This window comes from Rhodococcus sp. WS3 (assembly GCF_003797085.1).
Taxonomy (GTDB): domain Bacteria; phylum Actinomycetota; class Actinomycetes; order Mycobacteriales; family Mycobacteriaceae; genus Rhodococcus_F; species Rhodococcus_F globerula.
In genome coordinates this window covers 324,403-347,007 of record NZ_RKMA01000004.1, presented here as the reverse complement: position 1 = coordinate 347,007, position 22,605 = coordinate 324,403, and the positions used below count along the sequence as shown (strand labels likewise).

At 60.6% G+C, this 22,605-nt stretch carries 19 protein-coding genes and 2 pseudogenes; 8 read left to right on the top strand and 13 right to left on the bottom strand.

Features of this window, described 5'->3' with window-relative positions:
• The first annotated feature begins 142 nt into the window (after positions 1 to 142).
• Genes EEB13_RS29405 through EEB13_RS29395 form a run of 3 tightly spaced genes read left to right on the top strand, consistent with a single transcriptional unit; the run spans position 143 to position 3,429 of the window.
• Positions 143 to 1,396, top strand: a complete 1,254-nt coding sequence (locus EEB13_RS29405; RefSeq protein WP_141486873.1) for a M23 family metallopeptidase — start codon at positions 143 to 145, stop codon at positions 1,394 to 1,396.
• A gap of 1 nt (position 1,397) precedes the next feature.
• Entirely contained in the window at positions 1,398 to 2,702 is a 1,305-nt protein-coding gene (locus EEB13_RS29400) for a diacylglycerol/lipid kinase family protein (RefSeq protein WP_141486872.1), read from the top strand.
• 52 nt (positions 2,703 to 2,754) lie between these two features.
• On the top strand, positions 2,755 to 3,429 hold the full coding sequence (locus EEB13_RS29395) for a YoaK family protein (RefSeq protein WP_141486871.1): 675 nt from the start codon (positions 2,755 to 2,757) through the stop codon (positions 3,427 to 3,429).
• Between the two features lie 340 nt (positions 3,430 to 3,769).
• Here EEB13_RS29395 and EEB13_RS32140 read toward each other — a convergent pair whose 3' ends face one another.
• A complete protein-coding gene (locus EEB13_RS32140) occupies positions 3,770 to 4,279 on the bottom strand; it encodes an O-acetyl-ADP-ribose deacetylase (protein WP_261984677.1) in 510 nt (169 codons plus the stop codon).
• 141 nt (positions 4,280 to 4,420) lie between these two features.
• A pseudogene (locus tag EEB13_RS32135) lies at positions 4,421 to 5,248 on the bottom strand (ADP-ribosylglycohydrolase family protein); the annotation flags it as partial.
• A gap of 27 nt (positions 5,249 to 5,275) precedes the next feature.
• Between EEB13_RS32135 and EEB13_RS29385 the strand changes: the two are divergent.
• Genes EEB13_RS29385 through EEB13_RS29375 form a run of 3 tightly spaced genes read left to right on the top strand, consistent with a single transcriptional unit; the run spans position 5,276 to position 7,592 of the window.
• A complete protein-coding gene (locus EEB13_RS29385) occupies positions 5,276 to 5,947 on the top strand; it encodes an NUDIX hydrolase (protein ID WP_141486869.1) in 672 nt (223 codons plus the stop codon).
• Positions 5,948 to 5,998: 51 nt separating this feature from the next.
• Entirely contained in the window at positions 5,999 to 7,132 is a 1,134-nt protein-coding gene (locus EEB13_RS29380) for a dihydrodipicolinate reductase (protein WP_116102483.1), read from the top strand.
• The gene (locus EEB13_RS29375) at positions 7,113 to 7,592 is read left to right on the top strand and encodes a carboxymuconolactone decarboxylase family protein (RefSeq protein ID WP_045065637.1); all 480 of its coding nucleotides are present in this window, start codon (positions 7,113 to 7,115) and stop codon (positions 7,590 to 7,592) included. Before EEB13_RS29380 ends, EEB13_RS29375 begins: the two co-directional genes overlap by 20 nt.
• 1 nt (position 7,593) lies before the next feature.
• On the opposite strand, the gene EEB13_RS29370 is transcribed toward EEB13_RS29375, so the two are convergent.
• From EEB13_RS29370 to EEB13_RS29345, 6 genes are read right to left on the bottom strand one after another with little or no spacing between them, the layout of a single operon-like run.
• Positions 7,594 to 8,370: an SDR family NAD(P)-dependent oxidoreductase gene (locus EEB13_RS29370; RefSeq protein ID WP_045065635.1), complete on the bottom strand. Its 777-nt coding sequence runs from the start codon at positions 8,368 to 8,370 to the stop codon at positions 7,594 to 7,596.
• Between the two features lies 1 nt (position 8,371).
• Positions 8,372 to 10,117, bottom strand: a complete 1,746-nt coding sequence (locus EEB13_RS29365; protein WP_092804749.1) for an N-acyl-D-amino-acid deacylase family protein — start codon at positions 10,115 to 10,117, stop codon at positions 8,372 to 8,374.
• Positions 10,114 to 11,775: a class I adenylate-forming enzyme family protein gene (locus EEB13_RS29360; RefSeq protein WP_141486868.1), complete on the bottom strand. Its 1,662-nt coding sequence runs from the start codon at positions 11,773 to 11,775 to the stop codon at positions 10,114 to 10,116. The genes EEB13_RS29365 and EEB13_RS29360 overlap by 4 nt, the downstream gene beginning before the upstream one ends.
• Before the next feature lie 19 nt (positions 11,776 to 11,794).
• Entirely contained in the window at positions 11,795 to 12,835 is a 1,041-nt protein-coding gene (locus EEB13_RS29355) for an NAD(P)-dependent alcohol dehydrogenase (protein WP_141486867.1), read from the bottom strand.
• Positions 12,832 to 13,986: a serine hydrolase domain-containing protein gene (locus EEB13_RS29350; RefSeq protein WP_141486866.1), complete on the bottom strand. Its 1,155-nt coding sequence runs from the start codon at positions 13,984 to 13,986 to the stop codon at positions 12,832 to 12,834. Before EEB13_RS29350 ends, EEB13_RS29355 begins: the two co-directional genes overlap by 4 nt.
• Positions 13,983 to 15,371 carry a flavin-containing monooxygenase gene (locus EEB13_RS29345; protein WP_141486865.1) on the bottom strand — a complete coding sequence of 463 codons (1,389 nt, stop codon included), beginning with the start codon at positions 15,369 to 15,371 and terminating at the stop codon, positions 13,983 to 13,985. Before EEB13_RS29345 ends, EEB13_RS29350 begins: the two co-directional genes overlap by 4 nt.
• Positions 15,372 to 15,546: 175 nt before the next feature.
• On the opposite strand from EEB13_RS29345, the gene EEB13_RS29340 reads away from it, so the two are divergent.
• A complete protein-coding gene (locus tag EEB13_RS29340) occupies positions 15,547 to 16,194 on the top strand; it encodes a TetR/AcrR family transcriptional regulator (RefSeq protein ID WP_045065624.1) in 648 nt (215 codons plus the stop codon).
• Positions 16,195 to 16,303: 109 nt separating this feature from the next.
• Here EEB13_RS29340 and EEB13_RS29335 read toward each other — a convergent pair whose 3' ends face one another.
• Positions 16,304 to 17,479: a helix-turn-helix transcriptional regulator gene (locus tag EEB13_RS29335; protein WP_045066779.1), complete on the bottom strand. Its 1,176-nt coding sequence runs from the start codon at positions 17,477 to 17,479 to the stop codon at positions 16,304 to 16,306.
• Positions 17,480 to 17,772: 293 nt separating this feature from the next.
• Here EEB13_RS29335 and EEB13_RS29330 point away from each other — a divergent pair, with 293 nt between their 5' ends.
• The gene (locus EEB13_RS29330; protein WP_095887404.1) at positions 17,773 to 19,203 is read left to right on the top strand and encodes an FAD-dependent oxidoreductase; all 1,431 of its coding nucleotides are present in this window, start codon (positions 17,773 to 17,775) and stop codon (positions 19,201 to 19,203) included.
• A gap of 197 nt (positions 19,204 to 19,400) precedes the next feature.
• Here the strand turns inward: EEB13_RS29330 and EEB13_RS29325 are convergent.
• The 4 genes and pseudogenes from EEB13_RS29325 to EEB13_RS29310 form a co-directional block, all read right to left on the bottom strand.
• A pseudogene (locus EEB13_RS29325) lies at positions 19,401 to 19,664 on the bottom strand (sulfite reductase subunit alpha); the annotation flags it as partial.
• Positions 19,665 to 19,884: 220 nt separating this feature from the next.
• Positions 19,885 to 20,928, bottom strand: a complete 1,044-nt coding sequence (locus EEB13_RS29320) for a ParB/Srx family N-terminal domain-containing protein (RefSeq protein WP_141486864.1) — start codon at positions 20,926 to 20,928, stop codon at positions 19,885 to 19,887.
• Positions 20,929 to 21,079: 151 nt separating this feature from the next.
• Entirely contained in the window at positions 21,080 to 21,940 is an 861-nt protein-coding gene (locus EEB13_RS29315; RefSeq protein ID WP_141486863.1) for a 3-hydroxyacyl-CoA dehydrogenase, read from the bottom strand.
• 8 nt (positions 21,941 to 21,948) lie between these two features.
• Positions 21,949 to 22,569, bottom strand: coding sequence for a TetR/AcrR family transcriptional regulator (locus EEB13_RS29310; RefSeq protein ID WP_141486862.1), 621 nt, complete (start codon positions 22,567 to 22,569; stop codon positions 21,949 to 21,951).
• Positions 22,570 to 22,605: the final 36 nt, after the last annotated feature.

Here is a 22,605-nt window from a genome sequence, read left to right as displayed (position 1 = left end):
ACCTCGAGAAAATGCCGTCAAGACGAATAAATGAAGTCCTAGTGGGTATGCATAAATGCGCTTATCCAAGGATTGAATTCGATACGGTAAATATCGAGCGCATTTATCGCAACCGGGCTGGTTCAGGTCTAACATTCCTGAAATGGCAAGTCCGAGTGGAAAGAACAGCATTGCATTAGTTTTTCTTGCCGCGGCGATGGTTGTCTCGTGCTCCACGACGCAGAATTCACAGACGACTCCTTCGGATTCTTCGCTCACTTCTGCTCCCGGCTCCAACTCAGCCGAACCAGTGCTCACCCCGTTGACTGCCGCTACCCTTGCCGCTCCGATTCCGGTAACCGCCACTGACGGAGAGGTACACCTCGCGTACGAGCTGTTCCTCACGAATACCCTCGCGCAGCCGCTTACCTTGCGGAGTATCGAGCCGGTGTCGAACGGAGTTCCGTTGCAGAGTTCGATTTCCGACGGGCTTCTGCCGTGGATCAGGGTATTCGGCGCTACGAGGCCGACGGAGACTCTGGGCCCCGGTCAATCGGGCTTGGCCTGGATAGACGTGACGGTACCGTCCAGCTCAGAGGTTCCCGAGGTTGTCGAACATCGAATTTCGGTGGCGGTGGCCACCCCGAATCCGCCGCTTCTCCCGGCAGAGATGACGGAGATCGTGGCTCGGACCACGGTATCGACACAGTCTGCGGTAGTGATCGATCCGCCGCTGAACGGTGAGAACTGGTTGAACGGAAACGGTTGTTGTGGTCTAACAGCTCACCGTGGTGCCGTCAGTCCCCTCAACGGACAGCTTTTTGCTCCGGAGCGATTTGCCATCGACTACGTTCAACTGACGTCCGAGGGAAAGATGTTCAATGGAGATCGGACGTCCGTCAACAGTTATCCCTACTACGGCAGCGATGTTTTTGCCGTAGCGGAGGGCAAGATTGTTTCGATGGTGAATGACCTTCCGGAACAGACTCCTGGCGCTGATCCCGTCGGGCTCACGCTCGATCAATTCGGTGGTAATCATGTTGTTCAGGATCTCGGAAACGGTCGATATGCCTTCTACGCTCACCTGCAGAGAGGAAGTATCCCGCTCGAGGTCGGTGACAAGCTGACGGCGGGTCAATCGTTGGGCAAGTTGGGTAACTCCGGTAACACCGACGCCCCGCATCTGCATTTCCACATCATGGACGGACCGAATCCTCTGGCGTCGAACGGACTTCCGTTCGAGATACGTTCTTTCGATCTGACAAACCGAATCGTGAACCAGGACAACCTCGATTCGGTCACGGATTCCGGTGCCGCGGCGCAGTTCGCAACGGGCGTGGACACCGGTCGGCGCAGCAATCAGATGCCGCTCACGCTTGATGTCATGACATACGACGTAGTTGAACAGGGGAGCTGACATGGCAACGAGCAAGCAACGATGGTTGGCCAGGGCGGCAGTGGTCGCGGCATTCGCAGCAGTGGTGGTTCTGCTGGTCTTTGCCGGCTTGAAGACGCTGATGTTGTTGATCATGGGCGTCGGAGCTGTGGTGGTGAGTGTGGTTGCCGCGTACTGGTTTCTCACCAGTCGCGGGTTTGTACGCTGGTTCGCTCTGGCAATCGGGGTGTTGACGCCGATAGTGGTGCTCGTCTTTCTGATCCGGGCGAATCTGCTTGCAGTGGTGTTGGTGACGATCGGTTTGTTGATTGTGGCCGCGTTGTGCGCTCGGGCCGCTCTGCAAGACGATGAGTCGGGTTCTCCTGTCCCGGAACATCCTTCGAGCCCTGCAGATCGGCCCTTCTTCGTGATGAACCCAAATTCGGGCGGCGGGAAGGTCGGAAAATTCGGTTTGATCGACAAGGCTCGAGAATTGGGTGCCGAGGTATACGTTCTCGACCCCGCCCACCCGGTTGACGTGGCAGACGTGGCGCGCAATGCCGTCGACAACGGGGCTGATCTACTCGGTGTCGCGGGAGGCGACGGAACACAGGCCTTGGTGGCGGCGGTCGCCGCCGAACATGGGTTGCCCTATCTGGTGATCAGCGCAGGTACACGCAATCATTTTGCCGCAGATCTCGGTTTGGATCTCCAAGATCCGTCGCGATGCCTTGACGCTTTGAATGACGGCGTCGACATCTACGTCGATCTCGGGACTGTGGGTGATCGACCGTTTGTGAACAACGCGTCGTTCGGCGCGTATGCCGAAGTGGTGCAGAATCCGTCGTATCGCGATGCCAAGACCAGTACGGTCGTGCGGATGCTCCCGGATGTCCTGGCGGAGCAGCAGGGCGCAAAATTTGTCGTGCACGTTCAGGACCGCGTCATCGAGTCACCACAAGCGGTGTTGGTCAGCAACGGCCCGTACGAGACGGATGACCTTGCCGGACTCGGGCAACGGCCGCGGCTGGACCTGGGAACACTCGGCGTTGTCGCGCTGTCGGTCAACAGCCCGCGGCAGGCCCTCGGGTTGCTTCGCCGCGCACATCGGCGGGGACTGACGCAAGCCACGGCATTAGAGGTGATCGTCGACGCCGATCGGCCGGAGATTCCTGTCGGCGTCGATGGTGAAGCATTGGTCTTCCCGGTCCCCGTGCGATGCGAGGTCCGGCCCGCTGCGCTTCGGGTTCGGGTTCCACGCAACCGTCCGGGGGTGACGCGTCCGCGGCGGAAAGTAGATCTGGTGAGATTGCGTCAACTGGCAGGATTCACAGCGCTCGACGCCTAACCTGTCCGGTTGCGACTGCATGGTTCATGGTCGACTGTGACAGGCTTTTCGGGTGACGGGATACAGCAGATCACTCATCGGTTTGGCGATAGCGCTTGCCGGGCTGGCCGGATACGTCGACGCGATCGGCTTCATCGTTCTCAGCGGACAGTTCGTATCGTTCATGAGCGGCAATATGACTCAGATGAGCGTCTCGATCGCCGACGGATTGTGGGCCGCCGCCCGAGTGCCCGCGGCCGTGATTGTGCTCTTTCTGCTCGGTATCGCGCTCGGCACGGTGATCACGTATGTCACGGAACGCTATTCGGTTCGGACACGCAAGGTTACCGTGCTATCGGTGGTGACCGCATTGTTGGTACTGGGGGCGATACTGGGTAGCTTCGGCATCATTCCCGGTGCGGTCACCGCTATGGCTTTGTCCATGGGCGCGGTCAATTCGGTGTTCCAGCGTGACGGCGAGGTAACCATCGGCGTCACTTACATGACGGGTGCCCTGGTGAAAATGGGCCAACGTTTGACGGGCGCATTCCTGGGCGGCCCGCGGTGGGCATGGCTGCAACACTTCGGAATGTGTGCGGGTCTGATCGGCGGTGCAGTCCTGGGAGCGCTTGCACATCGGTGGATCGGCACTCACGCCCTCTGGCCGGCAGCGGGAACTGCTGCCGCCCTGACGGCTGTGGCATGGCGCGTGACGCCCCTACGCGGAAACAGATCCTCGGTTTCCTGACACTCCGACGCGCAGTGCCCCACACGCTTCGAACATCGCATCTCTTCCGGTGTGGCCAACGCCGACGGTGTTGACGTTGTGAATTGCCCAGGTTTGATGTGATTCGGAGCGTGATCGCGGGTTTCAGGTGAGTGACAACACATTGCACGTAACCCTAAGTTACATATACTTGTTTTCAGAAAAGTGTTTCCGCTCGAGTCCGAACGAGGTGCGCATCATGGGTGTCGTAGTCATATCGCTGCTCGTCGCCGCTGTGCTGACAGCACTGGCCACCAGTGACGGTGCGGGTCTGGACTTCGGGAGTCGGCAGTTGAACCGCCGGATGAGGGTTCGCTAGCCGCTACTCGAGTGCTCGCCGCAGTACATCCGCCGACGGCTTGTCGTAGGCAACGAGAATGACGTTGTCCACAGCGGTATGCGCTGAGTGAATTGCCGTAACTGCCTGTTTTGCAGCGTCTTCCTTGGGCCAGCCGTAGACGCCCGAAGAGATCAGCGGGAAGGCGACGGTCTGGGCGCCAAGGGAATCGGCCACGGCGAGGCTTTGCGTGTACGCCGATCGTAGCTGCGCCGACCGATCCTGCGAACGTGAGTATCGCGGGCCGACGGTGTGGATCACGTTGCGTGCTTTCATCTTTCCTGCTGTGGTGGCTACGGCTGAGCCCACCGGCAAGCCGTCGGGCAGGCTGGAGGCGCGCAGAGCTTTGCATTCTTCGAGGATTTCCGGACCGCCGGCGCGGTGAATGGCGCCGTCGACGCCCCCACCGCCGAGGAGAGCGGTGTTGGCGGCGTTGACTATTACGTCGACGTCCAGGGTGGTGATGTCACCTTCGACGACGGAGATGGTGGGCATTGCTTCTCCTGTGGTGTTGAGTGCAAGACGAATCAAGTCGGTGGAGGTATACCCCGGCCACCCGTGCATGATGCGGCGCCACCGCTCCGGTATCGCCGATGCTCCCCAGCGGGCGCCGAGTAGGCCGCCGGCGATTGCGGCAGTCGTGTCGGTGTCGCCGCCGGCTCGGACCGCGGCTTCGAGCGCGTGCTGCAGATGTTCGGTGTTGCTGCTGTCGGTGGAAGTTATTGCCCACCATGCCGTCTGGAGTGCGTGAACCACCCAGCCGTTCTTGGAGAAGTCTCGCGGGCTGCCATTTTCAGCCTGGTCGAGCAGTGGTCCCCAATAATCGACCACCTCCTGATCGGCGCCGGTCAGGTAGTCGCGGACACCGTCGAAGTTTCCGTGGATCACCGCGTGGCGGATGGCATGGGTCCATATCTGACAGGCTTGGCCGGCCTGTGGATCGTCATGCGTGAGTGCGCCGATCTTCCACGCGGCATCGACAGCACCTCTGGGGTCGTCAAGGTAAGCCAGCGCAACTGGCGCGGTGCGCATAAGCGAACCGTTGCCGCCCTTGAGTCCGCTGACCGCCTTCGCACGAGTCGCCATATCCGCTGCGTTGGGAGAGTGGGCGGACAGTACGGCCCGGGTCTGATTGCCGATATCTTCGGGTTTCGAGTCGTACCACCGAATGAACTGCGCTGCAACGGCATCCAGGCCCTCGGTGCTGGCAAGATCGATCCCGGTTGCGGCGACTTCGGCGATGGCTACGGCCATCGAGGTATCGTCCGTCCACTCACCCGGCGCCCACTTGAACGGACCGCCGCCGATCATGTCGATGACAACCTCGGCCTTCGGATACGTGAACTCGTATCCGGCGCCCAGTGCGTCGCCAGCTGCCGTGCCGAGCAGTACCCCCGCCGCTCGATCGGTCTGTAGTGCGTTCAGCCTCACGTCAACCCCTTTGCTCAACTTTGCGCTAAACATAGATCATGATTGAGCTAATATGCAAGAGTGAATGAATGGACAGACGCGAGCGGCAAATCGTTAACCGACTATCCGCGGCCGTCGGTCGCCGTCGACGTCGCCGTTCTGACCTATTCGGACGCTGCCCTCAAAGTGCTTGTAGTCGAGCATCGGCTGGGCAAGTTCGCTTTGCCCGGCACCTTTCTCCATGAGCGCGAATTACTCACTGCCGCAGCAGATCGGGCCTTGCACTCCAAAGCGGGAATGGTAGATGCGGAGTTCCATCAACTGGCAATTCTCGACAACCCGAATCGCGACGACAGGGGATGGGTCTTATCGGTTGCGCACGCTGCCGCGCTGCCGGAAAGTGACATGCCGGTCCACGCGATCCTCCTCGATGCCTACGGAGCCCTGGACCTGGCTTTCGACCACACCGAGATAGTCGGATTGGCAGTTGCCGACCTCCGGAGCCGGTTTGCCGAAGCCGTCGACCCGGCCGGTCTCCTCGGCGACACTTTCACCGTCCCCCAACTGCGGCAACTCTACGAGGTGGTGTTCGATCGTGAATTGCAGAAGGACAGCTTCCGGCGTCATGTTGTCGACGCGCTGGTCAGTACCGGGGAATACGTGAGGGCTACTACGGGCAGGCCGGCCGAGATGTATCGGCGCAGCCCCGGCGCGACTCTCCCGCCGCAAGCCTTGGTTTTCCTCACCGGGTAGATTCGCGCATTCGGCCGTGACAACTACCCCGGAATGGGTACTGTCCGAATTATGGATGACCGCGACATCGAGGCGAAGATCCGGACGGTTGTGTGGGGGACGGGAAACGTCGGCCGTGCCTCGATTCGGGCCGTCGCCGCCAATCCGGCGCTCGAACTCTGCGCAGTCGTAGTCGCAAATCCCGACAAGGTCGGCCGAGATGCGGGAGACCTCGCGCAACTCGGCTACCGGTTGGGTGTGGTTGCCACCGATGATGCCGATGCCGTTCTTGCCACTGTTCCCGACGCCGTTGTCTACGCAGCTTCGGGTGAGATCCGGCCGGACGATGCCACCGCGGACATCATGCGCGCGCTACACGGCGGCGCTGTCGTGGTGACGCCCTCGGTCTACGCCCTGTACGACCACCGTTCGGCGCCGCCCGAAGTGCGGGATCCCGTCCTGGCCGCAGCCAAGGCCGGCGGCGGCGCGCTGTTCGTCTCCGGCGTCGATCCTGGGTGGGGAAACGACATTCTGCCGGTGATGATCACGGGCCTGTCCGGAACTATCGACCAGATTCGGTGTCAGGAGATTTTCGACTACACGACGTACGACCAGCCGGATTCGGTGCGCTACCTCGTCGGTATGGGTCAGCCGATGGAGTACGAGCCGCCCATGGTTGCGTCGGGTGTCCCAACGATGGTGTGGGGAGGACAGATTCGGCTCATCGCACGTGCGTTGGGCGTCGAACTCGACGGCATCAGTGAGACCCTGCTGCGCCGGGCTCTCGACGAGACGGTGACCACCGAGCACATGGGTGATTTTTCCGCCGGAACCCAGGGCGGTTTGCGATTCGAAGTTCAGGGAATTGTCGACGGCAAACCGTTGATCGTCATCGAACACGTCACCCGGATTCACCCGTCGTGTGCTCCTGACTGGCCGTCTCCTCCAGGCGGTGGGGACGGGGTGCACAAAGTCATCATCGAAGGCCGCCCACGAATTGAGATCAACGTCGAGGCCACCGACGAGGGTGGAAATCGCGCGGCCGGTGGAAATGCCACTGCTGTAGGGCGTCTCGTCAATGCGATCCCGTGGTTGCGCGCCGCGCAGCCAGGCTTGTACGACGCGCTCGACGTCCCACTCACCCCAGGCGTCGGCAAACTCGGCGCCGATACCTGGAGGACCGAATATGAACATCGACATCCCTGAGGGCAAGAATCCGATCGGCTACGTGTGGGGTGAGATGGTTCCGGGCATCGGTCCCGCCGCAGCCGCGTTCTCCCAAAAGGTGTATTCCGACACCACTCTCGGTCTGCGAGAGTTCGAGGCCGCTCGGCTGCGTATCGCTCAGATCAACGGTTGTATCTTCTGCCAGGACTGGCGAACCGAACGTGACGGTGCAACTGTCGAATCTGATTTTGCGCAGTCCGTCACCGACTGGCGAACCACCGATGCTTTTGACGACAGGACACGGCTGGCCGCCGAATACGCCGAACGGTACGCACTCGATCATCACGGACTGGACGACGAGTTCTGGGAACGCATGACTGCCCACTACTCTCAGGCCGAAATCGTGGAACTGAGTATGTGCCTCGGATCGTGGTTGGCCTTCGGCCGGCTCAACCACGTCCTCGGCCTCGACACGCAGTGCGTGCTGCCCGGCAACTGATTCAGTTACCGAGTTTTGTCAGATCCGGGTAGTTCGACACTTCCCAACCGCCGTCGACCACCAGTGATGTTCCGGTGATGTAGGTGGCGTCGTCGCTCGCGAGATACAGGCAGGGAGCGGCAATCTCTTCGGGAGTTGCCGCTCGGGCCATGGGGATTCGATCCAGGAACATGTCACGCGCGGGTTCGTAACCCATCACCGGCGCGACCAGTGGGGTGTCGACCAGACCGGGGAGAACTGCGTTGACACGGATTCCCGACGCCGCGAGTTCGATCGCGGCATTCTTGCTGAACATCTCGACACCGGCTTTGCCGGTGGCGTATGCACTTCCGTACGGGCTCGGAATATGGGCGTTGAGTGAGGAGACATTGACGATCGCTCCACCCCTTCCGTGCTCACGGATATGGCGCGCTTCGTGTTTGGTGCAGAGGAACACACCCTTCTGCACCAAATCGATGGTGAAGTCCCAATCCGCTTCGTCGAGGTCGACGATCTGTCCCACCCTCGACGCTCCGGCAACGTTGAATGCGATGTCGATCCCACCGAATTCCGCTGCCGCAGCGGCAATGGCCTCGGCGACATCGGACTCCTTGGTCACATCGGCCGGTGCGGCGAGGAAGGAACCGTCGTGTTGGGCCGCGATCTCCTTCAGCGCGCCCTCGGAGATATCGATGCCTGCGACGCGCGCACCTTCGCTGATGAGGCGCAGTGCAATCGCCGCGCCGATCCCCGAGGCTGCGCCGGTGACGACCGCGGTCTTGCCGGCAAATCTGGACATGTTAATGGGCACCTGCTTTCAAGAATTTTCCGGTTCGGCGGTTGCCGAGGACCGGTGCTGCTTCACCCTCGCCGAATACGTACTCGCCGCCGACGAATACGGCGGTTACGGTCTCGTCGTTACGATTAACCATGCGAGAGAGGTTGTCGTACTCCACAACCGGACTCTCGGCGTAAGCCTCGAGCGAATCGTCGAGATGAGCGGGATCGATAACGACAAGGTCGGCGCGGTCACCCAATCGAAGGTGCCCCGCATCGACGTCGTACCACTCGGCAAGTTCGCCGGTGAGACGATGTACTGCTGCCTCGACCGTCATGAAGGGCCGGCCGATCTTCTGGGCGTCGTACACGCGGCGAAGTAGTCGTAGGCCGAAGTTGTAGAACGCCATATTGCGCAAATGTGCTCCGGCGTCCGAGAATCCGAGTTGTACGCCGTTGTCCTGAGCGAACTTGTCCAGTATCTCGGGGCGGTGGTTGGAAATGGTTGTGCGCCAACGAACCTTGGTTCCGTGCTCGAGCACCAGATCCAGGAACGCGTCGACCGGGTGGATGCTGCCACGCTCGACGCCGACCTGGCCGAAGGTCTTGCCTACCAGGGAATCGTCTGGGCAGGAAACGATTTCGGCGTCGAAGAAGTCTCGGTGCCACACCTTGACGCCGAACTTCTGGTCGTAGTCCTTGCGGAATTGTCGACGGTATTCCTCGCTCTGCATCAGAACGTTGCGTTCCATCTCGTCGGTCAGATGCAGTGCCGCAGCCCCGGATCCGAACTCCTCGAAGACAACGAGATCGATTCCGTCGGCATACACCTCGAAGGGCACAGGCAGATGCTGCCAGCGCAGGTCACCGCCGAGTCGATTGACCAGATGCGCCAGCGGTCCGAGAATTGCCACGGCAAACTTGTTCGACTTGATGTCTGCTGCCGAGAGCATGCTCGTCTTGAGTCGCTTACGCCACAGACCCACACTGGTGAACGCCATGGCACCGGTGCTCACTGGATTGGTGGGGTCTGGTCCGGCCTGAAATACCCGTCCCCGGCGGCGCAGGATCGCGTTGAGTCGGCGTCGTTCCTTCGTGGTGGCATACGTCGACGGCAGGGTGCGTGAGCGGCAGGTTTCGCCGTCAAGTTTGTCGAACAGCAGTTGCTGGCCGGACATTCCGACGAAGCCGGCGTCAAGTGCCTCGGTCAAATGTGCTTCCATCGATGCGAGTTCGGCATCACTGGGATGCACGTCCTTCCGCGTTGCACGGTCCAACCCCATTTCGGCAGCTCGCATGTCGGAGTGTCCGATGAAGGCTGCGACATTGGGGCCCAACGGAAGTGACTCGAGTGCGGCGATGTACTCGCGCGCGGAGTTCCAGGTCTTGGCCCTCGTGAGTGCTTCGACGACGTGTTTGCGTGGGATTGCTTCGACGCGTCCGAAGAGATCGCCTGCATCGGACGGGCTGGCGTGAATGGTAGACAGGGAACACGATCCGACAAAGATCGACGTGACCCCGTGCCGCAGGGATTCGCTCAGCGCCGGCCCTTCCAGGATCTCGACGTCGTAGTGCGTGTGAATGTCGACGATTCCCGGGATCACCCACTTTCGCCGGGCGTCGATGACCCGGGGACAATCGGTTTCGTCGAGGGGGTCGAGCGAGATAGCGGTGACTCGCCCGTCCCGGATTCCCAGGTTGCGGATTGCCGGTTTGGCTCCGGTGCCGTCGAACCACAATCCGTTGTTGATCACGGCGTCGTAGGTCATGCGATAACCACCTTTGCGCGTATGGTTTTTCCGGTTGCGTTGCGGGGCAGAGGAGTTGTGCTCAGTTGCCACTTCACCGGCACCTTGAAGTAAGCGAGTCGTTCGGCGACATAGCTGCGTAGTTCCTCTTCCGTCGCGGCGCCTTCGTCACGCAGAACGACGACGGCAGCAACTTCCTGGCCCAGGTCTGCAGAATCAAAGCCGATCACGGCGCATTCGAGCACAGCCGGATGCTCGTCGAGGCACTGTTCGATCTCGAGGGGATAGATGTTTTCGCCGCCGCGCAGGATCAGGTCGGATCTGCGCCCGGTGAGTCGAAGGCGACCGTCTTCGAGAACTCCGAAGTCGCCGGTCCTGAGCCAGCGGTCGGGGGCGATGGCAGCCGCAGTGGCCGCCTCGTCGTTCCAATATCCCAACATCACATAGGGACTACGCGCACAGATTTCACCTTCCTCGCCATCTGGGACCGCAACACCGAAGGGGTCGCGAACCTCCACGCTCACACCGATGATCGGGCGGCCGAGAGTTCCGGGAAATGCAGCAAGTTCCGGGGGCGTCGCAACCGAAATTCCGGTCGAGGATTCGGTGAGTCCGTAACTATCCACCAGAGCGTGCTGCGCAAAAGGCAGTTGTGCCCGTAGGCGTTCCTGCAAGGCCGGAGACGACGGCGCTGAAGCTAATGCAAATGCGCTCAGTGACGTCAGGTCGTACTTCTCGAGATTGCCGTGTTCGAGCAGACGGCTTGCCATGGTGGGGACGACAGCCCAGTTGGTGACTTTCTCGCGCTGGACGAGCGAGAGGACTTCGTCGACGTCGAAGGCGCCCTGATGAATGACCACGGCGCCGCCCGTGGCCAGTCGAGGGACCGCCAGATTGTGCAGGCTTGCGATGTGGAACAGCGGCGCGGTCAGCAGATAACGCAAGTCGCTCGGTCGTCCGTCGGTGGGTTGCCCGGTGAAGGCCGCAGCGAGGCGATCGCTGTAGCGGTGGTAATCGATGACTGCCAACACGTTTCGGTGGGTGTGAACGGCTCCCTTGGGGCGCCCGCTGGTTCCACTCGTGTACAGGATGACGGCCGGATCGTCCTCGTCGACCGTGGTACGGGGAAGCGGTGATCCGGAGAACTTCTCGATCAGGGCCGGCAAATCCTCTTCCGTGGTGAGCACCGGAATATCGGTGCCCAACCCGGAAAGAATGTGCGCGCGCTTGGCATCGGCGATCACCACGGTAGGTGTGGTGTGTTCGATGCCGTACTTCACCTCACGTGCCACCCACCACGAGTTGAAACCGACGGCGATGGCTCCGAGCGCCTGGGCTGCCCAGAACGTGATCACCCATTCCGGGGTGTTGGCGGCAAGAATGCCCACACGATCGCCCTTGCCGACGCCGTACTGTTCGCGCAGCGCAGTGGCTAGAGCGGCAACGGCCGCACCATGTTCGAGGTAGCTGAAGCGTCGGTCCTTGGTCACCAGGTAGTCGCGTGAACCGTAGTCGACAGACGCTGCGAGTACGTCTCCCAGCGACTTGTCACGGTTCTTCATGACGGGCATCGAACTACCGAGAACGTCTTCGACGCCCATTTCGAAAGGTCCACCGGGGCCGGTCAGGCCTGCCATGACGGACGCGATGTATGCCTGTGTATCAGCGGGAGTGGTCACGTGAAGCACCTTTCGAGAATTAGGGTACGAGCACTGCGCGTCCGGTGACCTTGCCGTGCTCGAGACGATCGAGTGCGTCGCGGGCATCAGCGAGGTCGAAGCGGGCCACTTCTACCGTTACCAGACCGGCCTGCGCCAGGGCGATGGAATCGACGAGGTCGTTTCTGGTGCCGCCATACGACTTCCGGACCGATGCACCCCACGGCCAGCCCGGTCCGCCGGCGGCTTCGGCAGTGATTCCGGGGTTTCCGCCTCCGAGACCTACCATGCGATACGCGCCGTTCGGCGCAACCGCTTGAACGGACATCTGTGCAGTTGCGTCGATACCGACGAAGTCGAAGATGACTTCTGCGCCTCTGGCCGACGTGAGGTCGAGGATGTGCTGCGCGGTGTCCGGTCCCGATTCGAGCGTGATGTCGGCGCCGCAACGTTTGGCGAGATCGAGTTGATCCTGTCCGACATCGACGGCGATGACGCGCACGGCACTGATTGCGCGAAGTATTTGTACTGCAACGTGACCGAGGCCGCCGACTCCGATTACCACGGCGGTGGCGCCGGGCTGCAGATGCTCACGAGCGCCACGGATGGCGTGGTAGCTGGTCAGCGCTGCGTCGGCGAGTGGTGCGGCCTGGAGAAAGTCGAGATCTCCGATGGGGACAAAGGAGCGGGCCGGGATTTTCACGTACTCGGCCATGCCGCCTTCGGGACCGAGCCCGGGACAGGGAGGCATTGCGGTTCGTCCGGCAGCGAGGCACATGTTCTCGTTGCCGCTCATGCATTCTCGGCACTGTCCACAGGACCAGCACAGGTAGACGACGCCACGCTCTCCGACGGAACGGCCGTCGACGCTACTCCCGACGGCTTCGATCGTTCCGGCAATTTCGTGGCCGATTGTCAGCGGTTCTTCGCGCATCTTGTACGGAAAGTGCAGCAGGTGCAGGTCGGAGTGGCAGATTCCCGCTGCGCCCACCCGAATCAGCAGTTCCGACGGACCGATCTCGGGGATCGGCACGTCGTTGATCTCGAGGAGACCAGGCCCCATGAGCTGAGCTGCCTTCATGAACTGACCTCACTGATCTCGGAGTTGTACGCAGCGCTCAGGTAGGCGTTGCTGCGGTCGGACCCGATCAGGCCCGGTGCCATTTTGTTCATGACGTACGCGAAGGTCATCCGACGGTCCAGATCGTTGACCAGCATCGAGCCGCCGATTCCGGCCCACCAGCACGCGCGTCCGCCTGGAACGAGTGGTGCGGTATCCGGGTGCGGCAGTCCGTAGCCGATACCGAACTTGAGGGGAGTCATGATCCCGAGGTCGATGCCATCGGCTTGGACTTCGAAGATCAAGTCGATAGTGCTCTGCGAGAGCAACTTCTGGCCGTCGAGTTCACCGCCACACGAAATCAGAGATTGAACTCGTGCAATCGAACGTGCGTTTCCGTGGCCGTTGACCCCGCCGATTTCGGCTTCGCGCCAGGGCGCGGTATTGACCTCGGGGTAGTCGAGCAAGGGGCAGGTCAGGGTCTTGATGAAGATGCTGTCCTGGTCGAGCGTGGACAGATCGAATTCCAGCGCCGGCGGCGGAACAAGAGTTGCGATTCGGCCGAAATGCTCTGCGGACGTGCCGATGTGGAAGTCGGCGCCCAGCGGGCCGGCAAGCTCTTCGGCAAAGAACCTGCCGAGGGTCCGCCCGTCGATGCGTCGGATGACTTCGCTGATCAGATGTCCGTAGTTGATCGCGTGATAGCCCGACGCCGTACCTGGCGTCCACCACGGAGACTGGGTGGCGAGGCGGGCGGTAGACGTCTCGAGGTCGTAGATGTCCTTCAGTTCGATCGGGCGCTCCCAGCCCGAGACCCCCGACGTGTGCGACAGCAGGTGGCGAACTTCGATGTCTTCCTTGCCGTTTGCCGCAAACTCGGGCCAGTAGTGGGCGACCTTCTGGTAGACGTCCAGTTGTCCGCGTTCGACAAGAAGCAACGCGGACAGTGCTGCCATGGTCTTGGTGATGGAGAAGGTGTTCACGATGGTGTCGGAACCCCAAGGAGTGGTGCGGGATTCGTCGGCGTAGCCACCCCAGATGTCCACGACGGATTCTCCGTCGACGGTGATGGCGATGGAGCCGCCCAGTTCCTCGCCGGATGCCAGTTGCGCTTCGAAGGCGTTGTAGACGGCCTCGAACTCGCTGTTGCAGTGGCCATTTACCAGGCTCATATGCGATCCGCCTTCTCGAGCTCGTGCGCTGCGGCACGCGGCGCGACGGGGAGCTTGTTCCCCGAAGCCTCGGCGCGCTTGGTGCCCTTGGCGATTTCCTTGTTCATGTTGCGGACGTAGGGATCGAACTCGAGCTGAATGGTGTGGCGCGGAGACTTGTAATAGGGGGCGAGGAAGTACGCCTCGTCGGCCTTGGTGATCTCCTGCATTTCGCTGGGGGTTGGCAGTTGGTATTTACCGGTCAGGTAGGCCGCGACGAGCTTGCTCTGCTGTTCGGCGAAGTTGACGAGTGTCGGCATGGGCTGAGCCAGTCCCATGAAGAAGAGGTTGTCGATTCCGGGCTTCATCATTCGCTTGAAGAGCGGGAATCGATTGTCTTTGTCCGGCAGCAGATTCGGATCGCTGAAGAAGGGGAAGCTGATGTTGTAACCGGTTGCGCAGATGACTACGTCGACGTCCTCAGCTGTGCCGTCCGCGAAATGAACCTGCTTTCCGTCGAGTTTGGTGATCGCCGGCTTGAAGGTGATGTCGCCGGACCCGGCGCGTCCCAGGAACTCGCCACTGGCCGACGGATGGGCCTCGAAGGGGCGGTGGTCTGGCTTGGGCAGTCCGTAGCCCTCCATGGTTCCCAGGTTCTTTCCGAGGAATCGGCGACTCAGGAACAGGCGCAGACCGCGGGGCATCCAGGGCGGGGTGATCAATTTGTCTCCGGGCACTCCGCCCAGGTATTTCGGCAACACCCACACGCCGCGGCGCGCCGAGACGATGAGTTTGTCAGCGAGGTATCGCTGCCCCAGTTCGGACGCAATGTCCAAGCCGGAGTTGCCCATTCCGACCACGACGACCTTCTTGCCGCGCATGTCGATCGGATCGAACGGGTCGTTGTAGCTGTGACTGTGCATCAGGACGCCGTCGAACTCGCCCGGGTAGTCCGGGATGTTGGGGTCCCAGTGGTGGCCGTTGCAGACCATCAGTACGTCGTAGGTGCGGACTTCGCCGTCTGAGCGCGTAATGGTCCAGAGTCCGTCTGCATCACGTTCTGCTGCAACAACACTGGTGTTGAAGATGATCGACTCGCGCAAGCCGAAATGTTCGACGTAGTCCTTGAAGTACTGGAAAAGTTCGGAGTGGTGCGGGAAATCGGGTAGGTCTGCGGAGACGGGAAAGTCCTCGAATGCCAATCGCCACTTGGAGGTGTCGATGTGCAGGCTCTGGTAGCAGGCCGACATGCCGTTGGGGTTCTTGTAGTACCAGTTTCCGCCGACCTCGTCGGATGCTTCGTAGCAGTCGAAGGGTATTCCGAATTCCTTCATTCGCTTGGCCGTCGTGATTCCGGTCGGCCCGGCGCCGATGATGCAGACTCTCGGCAAATTCGTGGGGCTCATACGCCATCGCTTTCTGTTCTGATCCGGACATCGAGACGAAGAGTCGAAGCCCGGAAAGTGACTTGAGTCATAGTGCATCATTGGCTGACGTTGTGTCAATGAGTGACGCAATGTTGCTCGATGACGATGAGTCGGCGATTTGCCAGAGAGCGCAAAGTGAACGAAGGTAGTTGATGTGAGCACGGCAACGGATGGTCGAAAAGGCAAGCGGGGCACCCTGCGGGACGAGCAGAAGCGCGCGACGCGGGCCAAACTCGTGGACGCTGCTCGCATTTTGTTCGAAGAACGCGGGTACGCGGCAGTAACGGTCGACGACATCGCCTCGGCTGTCGGATGCAGTAGAGCCACGTTTTACGTGCATTTCCCCAGCAAGGTGGCGATGCTGAAGACCATCGGGGAAGCCGGTATGGCCGCCAGTGCGTTCACTTTCTACATTGATCTCGACCGTGTGCTCGACACACATTCGCGCGCGGAATTCACCGCGTGGTTGGAGCGGGCATTCGACTGGTTCGACGAGAACAAGAGGCTGCTGCCGGCGTGGGACGAGGCGGTAGCACTCGAGCCGGAATTCCGGATCACTGCGCGTGACGGGATGACACAGCTGCCGAATGCGATGCCGAAATATCTCGAGCGGTGGCCGTCCGATCAGCGCGACGAGGCTCGGCTGCGCGTCGAACTGCTGGTCAGCCAACTCGAGCGCTTCTTCACCCGCTGGGCGGTTCAGGGAACCATCGACGTGACCCGGGTTCAGGCAGCGGAGGTCCTGACCGATATCTGGTTCCCAGCCTTGTTGCCGGGGTCGAAGAGTCGCGACGAGCAGTAGACGAGCAGTAGTGGCCTGTCGCTAGTTCGGGTCGATCTCCACTCTGATTGTGCCGGTGAGAAGTTCTCCGGCTGGGCTCGGCGCTTCTCGGCCTGGATCGGATTGTTCGTCACGGAAGCCGCCTGAAGCGGCCTTGAACATTGTCGTGAAGAGTTGGACCGGCGGACAGGAGAAGGTGCACAAGTTCGGCTTGGCGGTGCGTGCCGGTCTTGTCGAAGATGTGCTGAAGGTGGGTCCTGACTGTGGTGATCGAGACGGAGAAATTCTCGGCAATCAGCTCCATCCTGTCGCCCTGTGCTAGGCGCAGGGCGACTTCCGACTCGGTGCCGGTGAGTGCGTACAACTCGCGCAATGCGGTTGTGTCCAAATCGGTTTCGCGATCCGGGTCGTCGATCACGATGAGTGCGGCGGCTCGCGCTTCGCCCAGTCCGACCGTGCCGATTCCGGCGATGTCCGCGGCGAGAGGAACTACATGAACGGCATAGTCGCAGCGCCCGGAAAGGCGAGGGCAGGAAAGTGTGCCGCCGCGAGGAACCCGGTTATCGTGTGAGTCCGTCGCGAGGTACATGAGGTCTCGGAGTTTTCGATCGGTACGAGCGAGCGACGCTCCAATGGACCCATGCTGACCGAGATGTAGGCCGTCACCGGAAGCGAGGATTGTCTCAGCTCTGGAGTTGAGCCGCATAATCCGACCATCCAGTCCGATGATCACGATACCGCGCTCGACCTGCTCGAGTGCGGTAGAGAGAGCGCATTCGCCCTGCTTGAGGTGTACGAGTTTCGCTTCGGTGTGAATCGCCTGTTGTAGGTGCGGAACCAACCGCCTGATCAGTCTGAGTCGATCAGGGGTTCCGAACGGCTCCGAGTCCCTGGATGCGGCAATCCCCAGCCACGCACTGGAATTGCCTCCGGTCAGACGGACGAACAGGCCATCGCCGAAGCGGTTGGGGCGGCACCAGTCGGCATAGAACTCCGTGTTCGTGTTGGGGAGGATCAGTTCGGTCCCCGTGTGGATATGGCCGATCGGAGACTTCTCCACGGCTTCTGCCACATAGTCGAGCCGACCGTAATAGGCGTTGTAGGTCGATAGCGCGGAAGGATCTTTACCTATCTGCTTTACCATCACGTCGGATTTCCGGTTGGTCGGTCCCGAGGTCAGCAGGCCGCAACCGACACCGTCGAAGGCTCGCACAAAATCGGCAAGCGTCGAATTCCAGTGTTCAGGATCGACGGCCGATGCGTAGATCGCGGCCACGAGCCGGGAGAATTCGTCAACTGTGATCATCGACCACCCCTGTGGGGTCAGGTGTGCGGCGTCGCGCGTGTCCATTCGATTATCGCGGATCTCATCTGTTTGCACGAGGACAAAGCCGACAGCGAGTGATGTGCTGGTGGTGGATCCCGAACCCGGATTCGATCACGATGCCCGACCGGGGGCGCTGACAGATCAACCTGCGACCCGAAACTCCAAGGAGATCACGATCACTCTCCTGGTCGAGTCAGTCGAAACCGCTCCGCACACTCCGAGCTAGGCAGGTTGAAATGAATAGTCCAAGTCCAGCACTATCAGGGCCACTCATGGATCAGTGCGATGTTTGCATCGTCGGCGCCGGGATCGCGGGACTGAATGCTGCAGCGGTCGCTTCACAGTATCTATCGCGCGACCACAAGATCATTCTCATCGACCGACGCCACCGGCCCGGCGGGATGTGGAGCGACACCTACCCTTACATTCGGTTGCACCAGCCCCACCCACTGTTCACCGCCGGAAACATCAAGTGGACCTTGGGCCAAGAGAGATCGTATTTGGCGACCAAGCCCGAGGTTCTCGATCACTTCACGCATTGCCTCGACGTCATCAAGAAACGCGTTCAGGTCATCGAGTACTTCGGGTGGACAGTCGATTCCCACGCCGAGTCGGCGGATGGCAATCGCATCACTGCGCAATCGGAAACAGGACAACGCCTTGCGATCGCCGCAACGCGCGTCATCAAAGCGAATGGCTTCGGGGTCAACCCAAACGAACCGCTGTCGGTATCGAGTGAACAGATCCACTCTGTATCGCCGGATTTCTTCGACATCCGAAGCGAGGAGATGCATGCAAGCGATACGCCGATCTGGATCGTCGGCGGCGGAAAAACGGCAATGGATACCGCCTACGCAGCGGTAACCGAATACCCGGGCAGGGAAGTCAACGTCATCGCCGGGGCCGGAACGTACTTCATCAACAGGGACGACATGTTTCCCAACGGTGCCCGACGATTGTGGAAGGGAACGCTACCAACCCGCATGTTCAATGAGATCGCGCTTCGATTCGATGGCACAAACGAGGACGAGGTCAGGGACTGGTTTCAGGCAACCCACGGACTGGAACCGATCCAGCCATCACGACGATTCTTCAACGGACTGCTCTCGGAATCGGAAGCCGCGACGATCTCGTCCGGACTTAACACTGTCGACATGGAGTACTTTGACGACGCGATCGACCAGCCCGACGGACTCGAAATCCTATATCGCAGTGGAGAAACGAGGCTCATACAGCCCGGGAGCTGGCTGGTGAACTGCTCGGGTTATCTTCTCCGGAATGACACTGAATACGAACCCTATATTTCGACTTACGGTACGACATTGTCGATCAATACGCGGTCAGTGACGATTGGATTCTCATCGTTCGCCAGCTACTTTCTGACCCACCTGTTGTTCCTCGGCAAGCTCGACGAGACACCACTCTACGAGCTCGATGGTGAAGATCTGGCCCGCAAGTCCAGAGAGACCTTGATCTGGACAGCACTTACGCTTGGTCAGTACAACCTCAGCCTCATCTTCGACGCCGTCCCGAACAAGGTCTTCCTGAACTGCGGTCTCAACTTCGATCGTTGGTACCCCATTCCGCGCAGGATGCTTGAAACTCTCCGATTCATGCGGACGCATCACAATGACCGGGAACACCATCGGCAGACACTTGGCGCCGTTCGTGAGCGCTTTGACGTCAGATGCGGACCACTTTGATATCCGAGCACGTCGCAGTCGCGGTTCACCGATAGAACTTCGGGCGTCAGGATGCTGCAGAAATGCTGCTCATGACGTCCTCCCAGACGTCCATGACCGCTGATTCGGTTGGGGGGCGGTTCGTATCGCTTCGAAGGCAAGGCGATAGAGGCCGGGTCTGGTAGGTGGTGTGGGAGCTGGACCCGTGGGTGTCGAACACCGTGCTCGGCGACCACCTCGCGCAACGCGTCGTCGATGTCCTTTGCCATCCGGGTGGCGTCGCCGCAGACGTACACGTGGGCGCCCTTTTCTAGCCAGGCAAACAACTCCAGGCCCTGCTCGCGCATACGAGTCTGGACGTAGATCTTCTCGGACTGATCACGCGAGAGGGCCAGATCCAGGCGCGTCAGTACGCCGTCGCGGGTCAGTCCGTTCAGTTCGTCCTCGTAGATGAAGTCACTCGACTGATGCTGATCACCGAACAAGTACTCGAACAGCGCCCGCGCTGCGGGGGAGATGCCGCCTGCCTGGGAAAACGACACCTGGTTGCCCGGCAATGGTTCGTCTGGGCAGATATGACGGCATGTATCCGTCAGGGCAGGGCGTCGCTGCTTCGCTGAAGCGGCACCCGAATGGGATCAGACTACTGAGAGAAGCCTTACCTTAGTCAAGTTTCATCGGTGTGAAATTGATCGTTGCAGCTCAGAGAGTTGCTTTGTAGACCAGTGAGTAGGCGATCTTGCCCGGCTTGTCATCTGTGTACGGCTTCGACAGCTTTGCGAACTCGCCCTTCGACTCCGCCTTCCCGTCATTCCAGGCGGTCAGTACGCCAAGATCGCTGGCGGTGAAACCGCTGTCGACGACGGCGTTACCGGGCAATGCAGTCTGAGCCTGTGACACGGACTTGACGGTGCTGAGGTAGCTGGTGAGATCGTTGTTGTTCCAGCCGCTCAGATCGACCGGCGAGGCGTCGCGAACCCAGGCACCCCAGTAGAACTCCTGGAACGGGATCGAGCCGGGCGCAAAGCCGATGTCGCGGGCGAAGTACAGGAGGCTGCGGTGCTTGTCGTCGGCGAAGTTGGCCAGGCCGACGCCCTTAGGCAATGACTGCACCGAAACCTGGTTGCCGTCGACGTCGCGCGTCCACACCCACTTGTTCTTCTCCATCTCGGCCCAGAATGCCGACTCGCTCAGGTTGCTGAGGTTGCCGAGCACTCGCAGTCGAACGTGCATGTCAGGGCCGCCGTCCGGCGTTTCGTAGAACGACGTGAGGGTGTGGTGTCCGTCGGTGAGGTAGAGCTCGCCGCGTGGCCCGACCACAACTGTCTTCATGGGCGCGATGCTCTCGGCGGTTTCCGAGCCGACCGGTTGTGCGCAGGTGAAGGATGCCGGATCCTTCAGTGATGATGTCTCCGAGGCTGTTTCGGCCTCAATTTGACCGTTGGCTTCGCACCAGTCGTCGAACTTCTTGTTGATCTCGTCTTTGCCGAGTGTGTATCGACCGAGTTTGTAGTACACCTCGTCGTATCCGAGGGAAGGCTGCGTGGCGTGTACGTCGCCGATGCGTACGTCGAGAAGGTCACCTTCCTGCGCACACAGGTACTCCGAACCGCCGGCCGAGCCGGAGAATGAACCAGTCGAGATACCGCCACACGCGAGCGGAGCGGCGACGGCGGGTGTGCCGGCCAATGTTCCGGCGCCGAGAAGCGCCAGCGTAGTGAGAGCCGAGATAGCGGAACGACGCATGTAGGGAAGTCTCCTGAGGATGTGGTCACACGTGAAGAAGCTTGCGTCACAATCGCTCAGGTGTGTTTCGTGCATACTGCCAACAGACGACTGCACGGTGGCCGCGACGTGAATTCACGTAGCGACCACCGCGCGGTCTGCTGGTGAGTGATCAGCTCTTGTAGTTGTAGAAGCCCTCGCCGACTGCGACGCCGAGCTTGCCTTCGTCGATGTAGTTCTTCTTGATGTAGTCAGCGAATTCGCGCTGCTTCTCGCCGCCCTGGGAGGAAATGTTGTAGACGGTGGTCAGCCCGACGACATCCATGATCTGGAAGGGCCCGAACGGGGCCCCGGTGCCGATACGCCAAGTCTTGTCGACCATGTCGGGATCGGCAATGCCGTCGATCAGTAGGTCGGAGGCAGCATTGAGGAGCGGGACCAGGAGGGAGTTGAGTACGTAACCTGCCTTCTCCTTCTTGAGCTCGATCGGCACCATGCCGATGTTCTTCGCGAACTCGACAACCTCTCGGTACACGGCGGGGTCGGTGGACTCGGTGCCCATGACCTCGGCAGTGTTGTTGACCCACACGTGATTTGCGAAGTGCAGAGCCAGGAACTTCTCGGGGCGACCAGTGAACTCCTTGAGATCGCTCGGCAGGAGCGTCGAGGAGTTGGTCGCAAACACCGTGTGTTCCGGAGCTACTGCAGCGAGCTTCTCGTACGTATCGCGCTTGATGCCGATGTCTTCGGGAATTGCCTCGATGACCAGATCGGCCTTGGCCACGGCTTCGGCGAGATCGTGCGAGTACGTAATACGTTGCAGCGCTTCGTCAGCCTTGCCTTCGGCAGCGCCCTTGACGTTCTCCGCCTTGTAGGCGGCGGCCAACGATGCAAACCGGGCCTTGGCCTTGTCGATGACCTCCGCGTTGATGTCGTACGCGACCACGTCGAATCCGTGGTACGCGGTCTGATAGGCGATCTGCGAGCCGAGAACCCCGGTACCCAGAACGGTGATCTGCTTCAGTTCAGACATTGTGATCCTCAATCCTTTTCGGTGGGTAGTCCGGCAAGCGTCAATCGGACCTGTGCGGCAACGATGTTCGTGAGTTCGTCAGCCGTGATCCGGTCCAATGCCGCGCGGGCTATCTCGAAATGCAGCACGTTCGAAATTGTTCGAGCTGCGATGGTGGTGTGGGCGGTGTGGTCGGGATGAGCCTCGGCCAAGATCGCTGCAATCCGCGCTTGCAGGCGCTGCGACAGTTCCAGGCCTTCGGCCCGGAAACATTCGGTCGGCTCGCCGAACAACACTTCTCGTTGATAGATGCCGGTGTTCTCGTCGTTTCGGCGGCTGGCGATCAGCAGCGGTGAAACAAGCTCGAGTACACGGGTTTCCGTGTCCGTCGACTTGGCTTCACGTTCTTCTCCCAGTTCGATCTGCTTCCGAAACTCCGCGTTGTAGACCATGAGCAGTAGCTCGGCTTTGCTTGCGGCGTAACGAAAGAGGGTGCCGCCGGCTACATCGGCGCGGTCGGCGATTTCTTGTGTTGTGACCGCGCTGTAGCCCTTTTCTGCGAACAGTTCGGCTGCGGCTTCAAAGATGCGTGTCTGTTTCTCGAGTTTGTTGCGTTCGCGACGACCCAACTCGTGGTCTGTCTTCGTCATCCCGCTCACCTCGTTTCATTTCGGATCACGCTCATA

What these genes read in the sequence shown, in the direction of transcription:
- EEB13_RS29405 (WP_141486873.1), top strand. Translation starts at nt 143, where the DNA reads ATGGCAAGTCCGAGTGGAAAGAACAGCATTGCATTAGTTTTTCTTGCC.
- EEB13_RS29370 (WP_045065635.1), bottom strand. Translation starts at nt 8,370, where the DNA reads ATGTCCAGATTTGCCGGCAAGACCGCGGTCGTCACCGGCGCAGCCTCG.
- EEB13_RS29400 (WP_141486872.1), top strand. Translation starts at nt 1,398, where the DNA reads ATGGCAACGAGCAAGCAACGATGGTTGGCCAGGGCGGCAGTGGTCGCG.
- EEB13_RS29375 (WP_045065637.1), top strand. Translation starts at nt 7,113, where the DNA reads ATGAACATCGACATCCCTGAGGGCAAGAATCCGATCGGCTACGTGTGG.
- EEB13_RS29345 (WP_141486865.1), bottom strand. Translation starts at nt 15,371, where the DNA reads ATGAGCCCCACGAATTTGCCGAGAGTCTGCATCATCGGCGCCGGGCCG.
- EEB13_RS32140 (WP_261984677.1), bottom strand. Translation starts at nt 4,279, where the DNA reads ATGCCCACCATCTCCGTCGTCGAAGGTGACATCACCACCCTGGACGTC.
- EEB13_RS29315 (WP_141486863.1), bottom strand. Translation starts at nt 21,940, where the DNA reads ATGTCTGAACTGAAGCAGATCACCGTTCTGGGTACCGGGGTTCTCGGC.
- EEB13_RS29350 (WP_141486866.1), bottom strand. Translation starts at nt 13,986, where the DNA reads ATGAGCCTGGTAAATGGCCACTGCAACAGCGAGTTCGAGGCCGTCTAC.
- EEB13_RS29320 (WP_141486864.1), bottom strand. Translation starts at nt 20,928, where the DNA reads ATGCGTCGTTCCGCTATCTCGGCTCTCACTACGCTGGCGCTTCTCGGC.
- EEB13_RS29365 (WP_092804749.1), bottom strand. Translation starts at nt 10,117, where the DNA reads ATGACCTACGACGCCGTGATCAACAACGGATTGTGGTTCGACGGCACC.
- EEB13_RS29335 (WP_045066779.1), bottom strand. Translation starts at nt 17,479, where the DNA reads ATGATCACAGTTGACGAATTCTCCCGGCTCGTGGCCGCGATCTACGCA.
- EEB13_RS29310 (WP_141486862.1), bottom strand. Translation starts at nt 22,569, where the DNA reads ATGACGAAGACAGACCACGAGTTGGGTCGTCGCGAACGCAACAAACTC.
- EEB13_RS29330 (WP_095887404.1), top strand. Translation starts at nt 17,773, where the DNA reads ATGGATCAGTGCGATGTTTGCATCGTCGGCGCCGGGATCGCGGGACTG.
- EEB13_RS29380 (WP_116102483.1), top strand. Translation starts at nt 5,999, where the DNA reads ATGGATGACCGCGACATCGAGGCGAAGATCCGGACGGTTGTGTGGGGG.
- EEB13_RS29355 (WP_141486867.1), bottom strand. Translation starts at nt 12,835, where the DNA reads ATGAAGGCAGCTCAGCTCATGGGGCCTGGTCTCCTCGAGATCAACGAC.